12 protein-coding genes are annotated in these 12,949 nt (G+C 65.4%); all 12 read right to left on the reverse strand.

Translation table 11 applies throughout. The features are described from left to right. Position 1 precedes the first annotated feature (1 nt). The 12 genes from ML340_RS08305 to ML340_RS08360 all read right to left on the reverse strand — a co-directional run bounded on the left by ML340_RS08305 (position 2) and on the right by ML340_RS08360 (position 12,938). On the reverse strand, positions 2-1,012 hold the full coding sequence (locus tag ML340_RS08305) for a glycosyltransferase family 4 protein (protein ID WP_240098619.1): 1,011 nt from the start codon (positions 1,010-1,012) through the stop codon (positions 2-4). Between the two features lie 44 nt (positions 1,013-1,056). Beyond that, positions 1,057-2,256, reverse strand: a complete 1,200-nt coding sequence (locus ML340_RS08310; protein ID WP_240098621.1) for a glycosyltransferase — start codon at positions 2,254-2,256, stop codon at positions 1,057-1,059. Between the two features lie 2 nt (positions 2,257-2,258). After that, positions 2,259-3,413 carry a glycosyltransferase gene (locus ML340_RS08315; RefSeq protein WP_240098623.1) on the reverse strand — a complete coding sequence of 385 codons (1,155 nt, stop codon included), beginning with the start codon at positions 3,411-3,413 and terminating at the stop codon, positions 2,259-2,261. 159 nt (positions 3,414-3,572) lie between these two features. Next, positions 3,573-4,583, reverse strand: coding sequence for a glycosyltransferase (locus tag ML340_RS08320; RefSeq protein ID WP_240098625.1), 1,011 nt, complete (start codon positions 4,581-4,583; stop codon positions 3,573-3,575). 6 nt (positions 4,584-4,589) lie between these two features. Next, on the reverse strand, positions 4,590-6,095 hold the full coding sequence (locus ML340_RS08325; protein ID WP_240098627.1) for an O-antigen translocase: 1,506 nt from the start codon (positions 6,093-6,095) through the stop codon (positions 4,590-4,592). Between the two features lie 2 nt (positions 6,096-6,097). After that, positions 6,098-7,198, reverse strand: a complete 1,101-nt coding sequence (locus tag ML340_RS08330; protein ID WP_240098628.1) for a DegT/DnrJ/EryC1/StrS family aminotransferase — start codon at positions 7,196-7,198, stop codon at positions 6,098-6,100. Continuing rightward, positions 7,195-7,605, reverse strand: coding sequence for a sugar 3,4-ketoisomerase (locus ML340_RS08335; RefSeq protein ID WP_240098630.1), 411 nt, complete (start codon positions 7,603-7,605; stop codon positions 7,195-7,197). The genes ML340_RS08330 and ML340_RS08335 overlap by 4 nt, the downstream gene beginning before the upstream one ends. Before the next feature lie 78 nt (positions 7,606-7,683). Continuing rightward, the gene (locus tag ML340_RS08340; protein ID WP_240098632.1) at positions 7,684-8,634 is read right to left on the reverse strand and encodes a GNAT family N-acetyltransferase; all 951 of its coding nucleotides are present in this window, start codon (positions 8,632-8,634) and stop codon (positions 7,684-7,686) included. Then, entirely contained in the window at positions 8,631-9,107 is a 477-nt protein-coding gene (locus ML340_RS08345; protein ID WP_240098634.1) for a GNAT family N-acetyltransferase, read from the reverse strand. The genes ML340_RS08340 and ML340_RS08345 overlap by 4 nt, the downstream gene beginning before the upstream one ends. Before the next feature lie 163 nt (positions 9,108-9,270). Then, positions 9,271-10,191 (reverse strand): WxcM-like domain-containing protein, encoded by a 921-nt coding sequence (locus tag ML340_RS08350; protein WP_240098636.1) that lies wholly within the window; start codon positions 10,189-10,191, stop codon positions 9,271-9,273. A gap of 10 nt (positions 10,192-10,201) precedes the next feature. Further along, positions 10,202-11,488: a Vi polysaccharide biosynthesis UDP-N-acetylglucosamine C-6 dehydrogenase TviB gene (gene tviB, locus ML340_RS08355; protein WP_240098638.1), complete on the reverse strand. Its 1,287-nt coding sequence runs from the start codon at positions 11,486-11,488 to the stop codon at positions 10,202-10,204. A 28-nt stretch (positions 11,489-11,516) separates the two neighbouring features. After that, positions 11,517-12,938 carry an O-antigen ligase family protein gene (locus ML340_RS08360; protein ID WP_240098640.1) on the reverse strand — a complete coding sequence of 474 codons (1,422 nt, stop codon included), beginning with the start codon at positions 12,936-12,938 and terminating at the stop codon, positions 11,517-11,519. Positions 12,939-12,949: the final 11 nt, after the last annotated feature.

The following is a 12,949-nucleotide window of genomic DNA, read 5'->3' on the forward strand; positions in this document are numbered from 1 at the left end:
CTCAACTCCGCCCCCTGCGGGCCACGTCCTGCAAGATGCCGACGATCCGGGGCGCCTGCGCCTGCAACGAATACCACTCTGCCACCCGCGCCCGCCCGGCCTGCCCCTGCCGTCGCCGCAATGCTGCGTCGTCCAGCAGCTTGGCCAGCGCATTTTCCCAGTCGGACTCGCTTTCGGCCAGCGCTCCGTTGACGCCAGGCTGCACCAGTTCGCAGTTGACTCCGACCGGCGAGGCCACCACCGGCAGCCCGCAGGCCATGTACTGGATCAGCTTGTAGCCGCACTTGCCGCGCTCCCAGGGCGCATCCGGCAGCGGCATGATGCCGATGTCGAACGCGGCCACCTGCGCAGCCTCGTCGGCGGCCGACCACGGCACCGCTTCGAACGGCGTGCCTGCAATCTGGTCGGGCCGGGCGCCGACCGCCACTGCCCGCAGTGGCCACCGCTTTCGCAAGCGTTCGATCACGCCGGCGACGCGCTGGAGATAACCGGCCGTGGCCGGCGACCCGATCCAGCCGATCACCGGCACCGCGGCCTCGCTGCGCAGCGGTGTGGCCGCGTAGCGATCCAGATCGACCACGGTCGGCACGGTTTCCACCCGCTGGCAGCCGGCCCGCCGCGCGCGCTCCGCAAGGTAGGCATTGCCCGCCGTCACCGCATCCGCACGCCGCATCACCGCATCGATCCGGCCGCCGAGCAGGCCGCGCACCAGGCGCGAGCGGTGGGCGTCGTAGCGGTGGAACACGGCATCGTCGTAGTCCACGACCAGCGGCACCCGCCCCGGCAGCCGCTCCACCCAGGCCGGCAGCCAGGGCAGCAGTTCCTTCTCCAGCCACACCACGTCGAACTGGCGCGTACGCCACATCGCCCGCAGCCGCTGCAGGTAGCCGCGCAGCACACTCACCGGCGCTCGCCGTCCGGCGTACAGCGCCTGCACGTAGGCATCGTCCAACAGCGCTACGGCCTCGACCTCGAAGCCCGCGGCGCGCAGCGCCGGCAGGTAGTCGTACATCCGCACCCGGCTGCTGGCGCCGGCGCGGGTGTAGCGGGGCAGCATCAGGACGCGCATCCGCTCACCAGGCGCTCATAGATGGCCGAGTAACGCGCAACCCCCTCCTTGAGCGAGAAATGGCGACGAGCGCTCGCCACGCAGCGCTCACGGATACCCGGCTGGGCAACCAATGCGAGCAGATCGCGCATGCCTTGCCGGAGGCTGTCGGCGTCGAACCCCGACACCGCGATGCCGACCGTATCCTCGACCAAGATCGTCGCCATGTCGCCGACACCCGTATTGGCCAGCACCGGGATGCCGCAACCCAGCAACTCCCCCAATTTGGTAGGTGCCGATGCCTGCTTGGAGAAGACCGGCTTGATGAAGAACACCGCCGCATCCATCCGCGCCATCAGCTCGGGCATTTCGGCCGGGTCGGCGCGGCGCAACTCCACGCAAGAATCCGGGATCGCCGCAGTTCGCAAGCAGGCCCGGATGTGCTCGTGCTCACCCCGGTTCACCACCAGCAGACGCGCCTCCGGCCGCAGGTCCAGCAGCAGGCGCATCGCGCGCGCCACAGCGTCGAACAGATACCAGGTCCCAGCCGATCCCACGTATCCCAACGTGAATGCGCGCGGATCGCGCCGCCCCTCGATCGGCATGAAACGCTCCAAATCGGCGCAGGTCGGAATCACCGTGACCGGCGGCATACCTCCCTGCAGATAATCGAACCTCTGCATTTCCACGACGGCCGCATGGGTTAGCGACACCACGTGATCCGCACTCAACAAGAACCGGCGTTCGAAGCCTTTTGCAATCCGATACATGCGGCCATCACGCGGCCACAGCCCGCCATCGACGCGCTCGTCCGCCCAGAAGCCACGCATGTCGAACAGGAAGCGCATCCCCGCCAGTCGTTTCAGCACCAGCGCCATCAGCGCCGCCACGTAGCTGCGCGCATGCACGATGCGCAACCGGTGCCGCCAGGCCAGCCATAGGCCAGTGACGACCCCCACGATCACATCCCACGCCGTCACCACCGTAGAAGGGCGCTTATGGTAGCGGCGCGGGTGCCATGTGATTCCGGCCTGGGCAATGCGTTTGCGCAGCGCTTGCCGCCGCGGCAGATCGGCCCAGTCCTCGGCCTTCTCGAAGCTCACAAGATGGATGCGCCAGTCGGGCGCCAGCCGCTCCAGATAGGTCAGCACTTGCGACTGTCCGAGTGGCTCCAACATGCCGTCATAGCTGATGTAGAGCACGCCCATGCTCACGTGGAGCACCCCTTCCGCCACCCCGGCAGCAGCAGGTCCAGATAGGCATCAGCGGCCTTGTCCACGCTAAAGTCCTGAGCCCGACGGCGTAACGCATCACGGTCGTGCTTGCGCGACAGCGCCTCCTCCATCGCCCGTGCAAGGGCGTCCACGTCTGCGACCGGCACGAGCGTGCCGTATTTGCCATCGTCCAGGATCTCGCGCGGACCGGATGGGCAGTCGGTGCTGACGACAGGTGTACCCGCCTCCAGAGCCTCGATCAGAACGGTCGGCAGACCTTCATAATCCGAGGAAAGCACGAACAGGTCCGCCTGGCGCAGGTACACCGCCGGGTCGCGGGTGAATCCAGGCATGAAGACGCGCGGGCGCACACCAAGGTCGCTGGCCAATGATTCCAGCGCCTGTCGCTCCGTACCTTCCCCCACGATCAGAAGCACCACATCTTCACGTGGCAGGCGCGCGAATGCATGCAGCAGGCGATCGAAACGCTTCTGGGCCTTCAGCGTGCCCACCGCGATGATTTTCTTACCAGACGAGTGCAGCCAGTCCCGCGCAAAGACTGGATCGATATTGGGATCGTCCTGCTTAGCCGGCAGACCAGTGACCGGGTTGTATATCGTATGCACTCGGCCTACAGGCAGACCTGCCATATCCTCGAGGTCACGCGCGACTCCGCCCGAGACACCGACGAGGGCATCCGCATATGGCATCAGCTTTCGCATGCTGCTGCGCAACGCCACCCGATGGGACGCCCTATAACCACGGCCATGCACGGACCAGGTGTTGTGTTCGACCGCCACAATGCGGGTATTGAGTCGCAAAAGTGACGCCACGGCCACTGCCATCGCCGTTAGCGGCCACATGTTCGCTAACAAGCCCGACGGGTGCACGTCCAGCAAATAGCGCCGTAACGGTCGGAACAGATGCCGGACCCGCCCACACTGCAGATCGACGACGCGAACACGCGGATCGAGCAGCGACTGAAGCTCACCCTCCGCTTGCATCAGCACCATATCGACGCGCAGCCCGCGGGAAATGAATGCATTGGCGAGGTAAATGCTGACGCGCTCGGCACCACCGGCCCGCAAATTGGGAAGGACAATGGCGATGTCCACCAAATTCGATTTTCTATGGGCCATGATCTTCCTCACACTCACCACTCAGGCACCATCGCCGCCTGAAACCCCGATAGGCGCGATGCTTACTCCTCGCAAACGGCCGTGACGCCCGCAGCCATGACCCTCGCGCACCAGGCCTGCCACAGCGGTCGACTTCGCCCGGCCCTATGGTATTGCCCGCCGCAGGATCTATCATGCCATGCACTTCAGCATCTTGTTTCTGATGTACCGCATTCCTCTGACCAAGGCCGCATCCCCCCATCCGGCGCACTGGAGGGTGAACGCAAGCCGATGGATCAGAGTTTGGTCAGCGGCATAGCGCCAGCCTGCCTGAATGCGTCGCCAACGCCTGTCGGACAATACGTCAAAGCAGCCTGCGAGCCGCTTTTTTTCATTCGCCAAAGCCCGCAGCAAGCGTGGCGGCAACGTTCCGTTATGCACTCGCGCGCAGTCTCGCTCGTAATGCGACAACACATCGATACTTGCATTCACCCAGCGCCTCCAACGCACTGGGTCGACATAAATGGCGCGCCCGCTGATATTTCCAGAATGGATGCGGTAATCAACCAAAACGTCTTGACAATATAAGATCCGCCCCGCCAGGAAAGCACGGAACATCAATATCCGATCCTCGAAGAGGGCACCGGGACTCAGTTCGCCGAACCGCTCGAACAAATCACGCGTGATCGCATGCGAGGCACCGAGCACGCCACGGCCACCGCTCCGGATCATCGCCTCAACACTACAGCCCGCATAAGATTCGCGACCCGACAAGATCTGCAGCGGAGATCCATGCTCATCAATCGCCCGCACCGCGCTGTGTAGCGAGGCAGTCGGCCGACCATGTTCTTCCCACAATCGCACCAAACGCGACACGCGCGTCGGATGGGAAACATCGTCACCCGCCGCAAAAACCACAATCACCCCTTGCGCAAGCGCCAATACCTGATTGACATGTGCACCCAATCCACCCTGCCCCTGGTTTTTGGGATTGCGATTCAAGCGCAACCTGTGCGGCCCGCGGTATCCGGCCACGGCGTCCTGCATGATTTCGAAGGTGGCATCGGTCGAAGCATCGTCTGAGAGCAGGATCTCCAAATTCGGATAATCCTGCGCCAGGGCCGCCTCCACCGCCGCGCGAATGTAGCGCTCCTGGTTGTAGGCGAACAGGGCGAAGGTGACCAGCGGATAGTCCTGCGACATGCGTCCTCACACTCCCAGCACGGCGCGAGCGCCCGGCAGGCGCTGCAGCCAGCGCACCAGCCGGTGCCCGTGCCCCAGCCGCTGCGCCAGCACGCGCAGGCTCCAGGCCGTACCGATGAGGCTGGTCAGGCTGGCAACCGCCAATCCGGCGGATCCGGCCAGCCAGCGCTCGACGGCCAGCGTGGCAAGTACCAGCCCCGCGGCCACGGCCATCATGCTACGCACCTGCCCGCCCCAGGCGAAGCCGAGCAGGCGCCCGCCCAGCCAGCGCACGCCGAGCAGGTAAAGCGCATAACTGGTGGCGAAGGCATACGCCGCGCCGACCACGCCCTGACGCGGGATCCACAGCCACAGCAGCACGGCCTGCAACCCGGCGAACAGCATCTCCGTCGCGGCGTAGCGATGCGCATCCCCGCGCGCCAATAGCAGGTAGCCCAGCGGCCAGGACAGCACGCGCCCGAGCACCCCCAGCACCATCCATGCCAGCGCGTCCGCCGCCGGGGCGAACCTGGCCGAATACAGCAGCCACACGATCCAGTGGGCGAAGCCCAGGGTCACCAGCAGCCCCGGCAGCGCCAGCAGCAGGCCGATCTCGGTCTGTTCATTGATGGTGGCGATCGCGCGCGCGCGGTCGTGGATCACGGCGGTCAGGCGCGGATAGAAGTCGGTGCCCATCGCGCTGAGCACGAATCCGGCGAACAGGCCGGACAGCGACCAGGCCGCCTGGTACAGCCCCGCCGCATCCAGCCCAAAATGGCGGCTGAGCAGGCTGCGCGTCAGCAGGTCCAGCCCCATCGCCAGCAGGCCGCTCCACATCATCGCCAACCCCAACCCGAGCATGGGCCGCGCGATCGCCCGGGTCTGCGCCCAGTCCAGCGGCACCGGCGGCACCTGCACCCGGCGCGCGAACCACCAGCTCGATAGCAGGGTCAGGGCAGCCGTCACAAGCAGCACCGGCACGATGCCGCGCGTGCCCAGCCAGGCGTACAGCGCGATCGTCGCCACGGTGTTCAGCACCGCCGCCAGCACCTGCGCGCGCGCGATATCGCCGATCCGGCGCAGGCCCTGCAGCAACGCTAACTGGCCATTGCCGATGAGGGTCAGCAGCGTCATGCCGCCTAGCACCGCCAGCGCCCCGGCATGTTGATCGTTCTCGAACATCCATCGGCTGAGCGGCAGCGCCAGGGCGATGCTCAGCAGCCAGCCGAGCAACCCCGCCGCCCAGCACAGCCGGCGCAGCACGCGGATGCTGCGCGCCACGGCCTTCGCATCGCCGTGGCCGTGGGCCTGCGCGATGGCGCGCACCGCGCTGCCCTGCAGGCCCAGGCCGCTGATCGTCCCGATCAGATTGGTGGCCGAGGTGTACAACCCGACCACGCCGACGCCGGCAGGGCCGAGCAGGATCGCCACCACCTTCACCCGCAGCAGGCCGGCCAGGTAGTTGATGGCCTGCGCCGCGCCCATGATCGAGGACGAGCGCAGGATGTGGTGGTAGCCATGGCCTTCCGACATGCTCAATGCGCCGCGCGCACTGCCGCAACGACCTGCTGTGCCTGATCGGGCGACAGATGCGGGCCGATCGGCAGGCTCAGCACCTCCCCGGCCAACTGCTCGGCGATGGGGAATGCCGCCTCCGGCCAGCCCTGCGCGGCATAGGCCTGCTGCCGGTGCGGCGGGATCGGGTAGTGGATCAGGGTGTCGACGCCGGCCTCGGCGAGCCGCTGCTGCAATCCGTCGCGCTGCGGATGACGGATGACGAACAGGTGCCATACCGGCTGTGACCACTCCGGAACCTGCGGCAGCCGCACGCCGCAATCCGCCAGTTCGCGCAGGTAGAGCGCCGCAATCTCCACGCGACGAGCATTCCAGGCATCCAGATGCGCCAGCTTCACCCGCAGGATGGCCGCCTGCAGCGGATCCAGCCGGCTGTTCCAACCCTGCACCTCGTTCACGTACTTCACCCGCGAGCCGTAGTTGCGCAGCACGCGCAGGCGGTCGGCGATGGTGTCGTCGTTGGTGGTGACCGCACCGGCATCGCCCAGCGCGCCCAGGTTCTTACCGGGATAGAAGCTCCAGGCCACCGCATCGCCGTGCGCGCCGACGCGCCGGTCCTTGTAGCGTGCACCGTGCGCCTGCGCGGCATCCTCCAGCACGCGCAGGCCATGCCGGCGCGCGATCGCCAGGATCGGGTCGAGGTCGGCCGGCTGCCCGTACAGGTGCACGGGCAGGATGACCTTGGTGCGCGGGGTGAGCGCCGCCTCGATCCGATCCGGGTCGAGGTTGTGGGTCGCAGGATCCGGCTCCACCGGCACCGGCGTCGCGCCGCACTGGCTGACCGCGAGCCAGGTGGCGATGTAAGTGTTGGACGGGACGATGACCTCATCGCCTGTGCCGACATCCATTGCGCGCAGCGCCAAATGCAGGGCATCCAGGCCATTGGCGACGCCGACGCAGTGACGCACGCCGCAGTACTCCGCATATTCCTGCTCGAAGGCCTCCACCTCGGGGCCGAGGATGTACCAACCGGAATCGCGCACGCGCGCCCAGACCGCATCCAGTTCGGCCTGCAATTCCTGGTGCGGTGCCTTGAGGTCGAGAAACGGAACCTGCTTCATCGCAGGCCTCGTGCGCGCAGATAATCCTGATAGTTCCGGTAGTAGTCACCCTCGTCGTACAGATTGGAAGCCAGTACCATGCAAACCGAACCCGATGAAAAATTGTCGAGCTCGCGCCAGATCATCGGGCAGACGTACAATCCGGTATACGAACGATTGAGATGAAAGCGCCGTTTCTCGCGCCCGTCATCCAAGACGACGTCAAAACTTCCGGACATCGCAATGATCAGCTGCTGTAGGGCTTTGTGAGCATGGCCACCACGCTCTGCTCCACCGGGCACGTCATAGAGGTAGTAGACCCGGCGTATCTCGAACGGGACGTGCACCCCTCCTTCGATAAACGTAAGGTTGCCGCGCGGATTCGTGATTTGCGGTAGATCGAGGAGGTAGCAGTCATGGATGGACACACATCAACTCCTGCATGGCTAGCAACAGATCTGCACCGCAAGCGGGAAGGACACCATGCATTTCACCCAACTTTAATTTCAACACAGTTGACACTCCATGAAATCATGAGTGATCGCTCGCGCACCGAAACTCTCTTTCTGCCAAAGCAGCCCATCATTCAAGACACGCCCCTGGTCCTCGGTTGAAATGCCGAAACTCAGGTACTTGGCACCGGCCTCGCGCGCACGTTCCGCGACATCGTCGATAACTACGTCCAGAGCGCCAATTTCGCAACCACGAGGAGAATTTGCGAGATACTGGGTGTGCCAGACGTGGCCATACCGGAAGACCATGGCACCGGCCAGCATGGTATCCGCCAAATAGGCCGTGAAAATCGAGATATTTTCTGGAAACCTTGACATGAGTAATCTCATCTCATCCGCTGAATGCACGGGCTTGATGCCGTGACGAACAGACAGAACAGACGTCAGCAAGGCATGGAATGCTTTGATATCGGATTCTACCCGCACGCAAACCCCGGCACGTCGCGCCTTGCGCAGTGAACGCCGCCGCAGATTACTCGGCCGAATTGCATCATACAGGGGCAACAAGCTGGACAGGTCGCGGCGGATGACCTTGAACCCCATGCGCCAAAGCGCGTATTCAACATCCCCCGAAGGGTAGTTACAAAACTGTGCTGGCAAAGGCTTGAGGATACATGCACGCATCCCCCATGCCTTGCAGACCTCGAGCACTGCGTCAACCACCGCGATACAATCGCCCCCGCGCAACTCGCGCAACACGACGATTCCGCCAAAGGTCAGCCCGGGGTGGCTGATCAGCTTCTGACCGATGGGGTCATATGCAGCCGGCACGACCGCAACCGGCGCGCCATCCATGTAGGCCAGCAGGGACATGTCGACGAAACGATCACCGTGGTATTCGATGAATTCACGCTCAAACTGGAACACCGCATTACGCGCACCTGCGACGACCGCATGCCAATCACTACGCAACTCCGGCGAATAGCGAACCACCTTTATACTCATGGCAATGCCTTCAGCATGCGCAAGACCATGCCGTTATCATCACCTGCGACCACCGCATAGCCCATTTTGCGATACAGTGCGATGGCACGGGGATTGCTGGCTGCAACTTTCAGGTCTAGTGCAGCAACCCCTAGCTCTCTTGCCTTACTCTCGACCTGCTCCACCATCCGTCGCCCCAAACCGCGCCCCCACAACCCCTTGACTCCGATATACCCCCAGTATTCGGCAGTATCACCTCTAAAGTTTTTCAGTCCTGCGGCACCCACAATCTGAGCATCATATTGAACGCCCCAGATGTGATAATTAACCCGAGACGGCAAGTCATCGAAGAATTGCAGTTGCTCCTGCCGAGTAAATGCAGGCGTCATGGTTAATGCGCGTATTTCTGGATCATTCAGCCAGCCCCAGGACAAATCTAGACATTCACGCGTATAGGGTACCAACATCAGTGACCCCGCATCGTGCTCCGGCAAGACAGCAGCATGCTGATTGCCCATCTCAACACCCCACAATCACCAGTCGGCACCGATAATGCGTCACAGAATTCGCCGCAATGCAAAAATTGTATAACCCCTCGAATGGCACGCAGAAAAATTCGGACACTACCATAACCAGGCACCAGAATGAAGGCTCAATTTACGCCGAGACCAAACGCAGGAACTCGTCGTAATCGCGGATGTAGTCGTCCGGATCGTAGTAATGCGAGGCGAACACCAACAGCACCGCATCCGGCGAGTATTTGTATTGGGTGCCCCAGGTCATCGGCGGCAGGTGCAGGCCGAGATTGGGACGATCCAACACGAATTCACGGCGGCGGCGACCATCGTCGGTGATGGCATGCACCCTGCCGTGCACGCACACCAGGAATTGATGGCACTGCCGGTGCGCATGCTCGCCACGGGTCTGCTCACTGGGCACATCGAATACCAGGAAATATCTCTTCGCCTCGAACGGAACCGATCTGAGGAACTCACCGACGCTCAGGCTGCCGCGGATATCCTCGACCAAAGGCAATTCTTTCAGATAGTCGTCCGAGCGCGGAGACGCTGGCGACACTTTTTCCACTGACAGTGCGGGCGAAGCATCCACGTAACCAACGATCCGCGCCGGATTGCCGACTGCGATGGCATTTGGTGGTACCGACCGCGTCACCACGGCACCAGCCCCGATCATGGCATTGCGTCCGATGCGCACCCCCGGGAGCAAGGTCGCGTTCGCGCCTATGGATGCCCCCGATTCAATTTCTGTGTTGACGAAGTGCTCCGGCTTGCAACGGCTGCGAGGAAAACGGTCATTGGTGAAACTAGCATTCGGCCCGATGAACACGTCATCCCCAACGCGCAGACCATCCCAGAGTTGCACGCCGGATTTGACCGTGACGCGATCCCCGACCACCACGTCGTTCTCGATGAAGCAGTGCGAGCAAATGTTGCAATCCGCCCCGATCCGCGCGCCGGGCAGGATCACCACGTATTGCCAGATACGGGTGCCCGCACCGATGGCGGTGCTCTGCACATCGGCGCTGGGGTGCTGCATCACTCCACTGGAACCGGTCATCTGTGCATCCTCACAACCGCCCATCCACCGCTTCCCGGGGCAGCACGCCCTTGACGTCGTACACCACGGCCTGCGGCTTGCAGAAGGCGCGCACGCCGTCGCCGCCGAGCGCGGCGAACTGGCGATGGGCCACGGCGAGCACCACCGCATCATAGGCGCCCGCTGCGGGCGCGGCGACCAGGTCGAGGCCGTACTCGTGGCGCGCCTCGGCGGCGTCCACCCATGGGTCGTGCACGTCCACCGCGCAGTGGTAGCCGCGCAGGGCGTGCACGGTGTCGATCACCCGGGTGTTGCGCAGGTCCGGGCAGTTCTCCTTGAAGGCCAGCCCCAGCACCAGCACCCGCGCGTCCACCGGGTTGATGCGCTTGCGCAGCAGCAGCTCGAGCACGCGCCCGGCGACGTAGGCGCCCATGGCGTCGTTGGTGCGGCGCCCGGCGAGGATCACCTGCGGGTGGTGGCCGATCTCCTGCGCCTTGTGGGTCAGGTAGTACGGGTCCACGCCGATGCAGTGGCCGCCGACCAAGCCGGGCCGGAACGGCAGGAAGTTCCACTTGGTGCCGGCCGCCTCCAGCACGTCGAGGGTGTCGATGCCGAGCCGGTGGAACAGCACCGCCAGTTCGTTGACCAGCGCGATGTTGAGGTCGCGCTGGGTGTTCTCGATCACCTTGGCGGCCTCGGCGACCTTGATCGACGGCGCCTTGTGGGTGCCGGCGGTGATGATCCCGGCATACAGCGCGTCTACGAAGTCGGCGGCCTCCGGGGTGGAACCGGAGGTGACCTTGCGGATCGAAGGCAGCCGGTGCTGCTTGTCCCCCGGGTTGATCCGCTCCGGGCTGTAGCCGACATGGAAGCCGGCGTTGCAACGCAGGCCGGAGACCCGCTCCAGCACCGGCACGCAGACCTCCTCGGTGCAGCCGGGATAGACGGTGGATTCGTACACCACCACGTCGCCCTCCTTGAGCACGCGCCCGATGGTCTCGCTGGCGCGCACCAGCGGCCCGAGGTCGGGGCGCTTGGCCGCGTCGATCGGAGTCGGCACCGTCACGATAAAGACGTTGCATTCGGCGATCGCATCGAGGCGGTCGCCATAGCGCAGGTGACGTGCCTGCGCCAGTTCCTGCGGTTCCACCTCGAGGGTGCTGTCGCGGCCGGCGCGCAGTTCCGCGATCCGGGTCGGGTTGATGTCGAAGCCGACGGTGGGGCGCTGCTTGCCGAATTCGACCGCCAGCGGCAGGCCGACGTATCCGAGGCCGATGACGGCGATGCGCGCATCGGCGAGGCGTTGCTGCAAGTCCATGTGCGAACGGGTATGGTGGATGGAGGGATTATGCCGATGGAAGCGGGCCGGGGTGGCCGGCATCACGCGCGATCGCGGCCGGCCGCGCGTCCGGGCAGGCAGCGAGCGCGCCGAGCATCAGCCCGGCCAGCAGCGCGCCGGTGCCCATCAGGGTCAGGGTGCGCAGCGGGAAATCCGCCGTCGAATGCAGCAGCAGCGCCAGCAGCGCGACCCAGCAGGAGGCGGCGAGGATGGCCTCGCCGCTCTGCCCGCGCATGCGCCACAGGCGGCGCAGCGCGGCCAGCATCAGCGCGGCGAAGGCCAGCATGGCCAGCAGCCCGGCCCAGCCGGCCTCCAGCCACCACTGCACGTATTCGTCGTGGGCATGGTTGATGTAGGCATCCAGCAGCAGGTCGGGCGGCGCCCCCTGCGCGAACACCGGCACGAAACTGCCGACGCCGCTGCCCCACGGCTGCTGGGTGGCAGCGATCGCGAGCGTCGCCTGCGCGATCCGCCCGCGCAGTTCGTGCACCGCATCCACCTGCATCCAACCGGCGACCGACCACGCCGCCAACGCCAGCAGCACCAGGCTGGCCAGCACCGCTGCCAGCATCCGCGGCGAACGCCGCAGACGGCGCGCATCCACCGCCCCGGTCAGCCACAGCGCGGCGACCAGCACCGGCAGCGCCAGCACCATGCCCGCGCGCGAGCCGGTCAGCGGGATCAGCAGCACGCAGGCCAGGGCGAACCCGGCCGGCCACAGCCAGGCCGTCGGCGCCGCACGCCCGGCCGCTGCGCGGCGGCGGGCATGCACCGCGCGCCCGACCGCCAGGCTCAGCCCGATCAGCAACGCGGTGGCGTGGTGGTTGGCATTCACCAGCAGGCCACCGAAGTTCGGGCCCCAGCTGTGGTAGAGGCGCAGCGCGCTGTCCTCCGGCAGGCTGGCCTGGAAGAACGCGAACAGCACGTTGCCGGCGAGGATCGCCAGCAGTGCGCGCACCATCCACAGCCGCAGGCGCGGTGTATCCAGCGCCAACGCGGCCAGGAACAGCGCCAGCGCCGGCAGCGTGCTCCACAGAGCCTGCTCGGTCGCGGCCGGGGTGAGCGTCCAGCGCAGGTCCGGCGCCGCGACTCCCGCAGCCGTGAGATCCGCGGCGAGCGCCTGCCGCGCGGCCGGCAGCGACCACAGCCCCGCCGGCAGCGGCAGCAGCTGCAGCAGCGGCAGTGCGACCAGGGCGAGCGCGAGGACCACGCCCGCACGCGCCAGGCGGTCGTGCACGCCGTCCGCCAGCAGCGCCGCCGCCGCGATCACCAACACCGGCAGCGCCAGCAGTTCCAGCACCTCGTCGGCCGCGCTGGGATCCACGCTGACCCCGCCGCCGAGCCAGACCGCCACCAGCAGCCCCAGCAGGGCCCATGGCAACAGCCGGTGCAGGCCCAGGCCCCAGCGTCCGGTCGTGATGGCGCCCATGCTCGTGCCCA

The organism is Thermomonas flagellata (assembly GCF_022419185.1).
Lineage (GTDB): Bacteria > Pseudomonadota > Gammaproteobacteria > Xanthomonadales > Xanthomonadaceae > Thermomonas > Thermomonas flagellata.